The sequence below is a fragment of the Paraburkholderia solisilvae genome (genome assembly GCF_902859875.1).
Lineage (GTDB): Bacteria > Pseudomonadota > Gammaproteobacteria > Burkholderiales > Burkholderiaceae > Paraburkholderia > Paraburkholderia solisilvae.
In genome coordinates, this window is record NZ_CADIKF010000140.1 from 1 (window position 1) to 645 (window position 645).

1 protein-coding gene is annotated in these 645 nt (G+C 74.4%); it reads right to left on the reverse strand.

Annotation, left to right across the window (positions count from 1 at the left end; translation table 11 throughout):
- On the reverse strand, window positions 1–384 hold a 384-nt coding region (locus tag HV675_RS32170; RefSeq protein ID WP_175115484.1), incomplete at its 3' end, for an anti-sigma factor family protein.
- Window positions 385–645 lie beyond the last annotated feature (261 nt).

Genomic DNA, 645 nt, shown 5'->3' on the forward strand with positions numbered 1-645 from the left:
CTGCGCGCCGCGCAGAAAGTCGAACCAGCGCCCGCGCGCGGGCGGATTGCGCTGGCCGGCCCGCGCTTCGTCGCGCACGGCATCCGAGGCGCGGCCTCGAGCATCGCCATGATTCCGCTCTGCGGCGGATCGGCTGGTCTCCTCGCGCGCTTCGCCGGCTTGCGTCGCCGGCAGCGCCCCGATGATGCGCGCGCGCAGTGCCTGCGGCGCGCGATGATACTGAGCCGCGGCGCGCACCGCGCTGCTGAGCGCGCGCACCGCGTCGGTTTCGCGCTGGCAGGCCGCGCACTGATCGATATGCTGCTGCAACGCATGCGCATCGGGCGGCGAGAGTTCCCGGTCGACGTTCGCGTCGATCAGCGGGCGGGCGTCGTTACAGTCCATCTGGGTTCTCCTGAGCCATACCGCCCGGCATCGTGCCGGGATTGCGGAGTGCCTGATCGGCGGGGTTGCCGGGCGCCCGATCGGCGCTGGCCGGGCGCTCGCCGGCAAGGTTGATGTGCGGGGACGCGGACACGCCGTCCGCTTGCGACAGGGAAGCAGGCGCAACGGAGGCCGACGCCGACGCGCTCGCGCCACACCGCCGGTCCCACGCACCCCGTCCGCCTACGCCCGCGGCCGCCCCCGCGCCACGCGACGACGCCG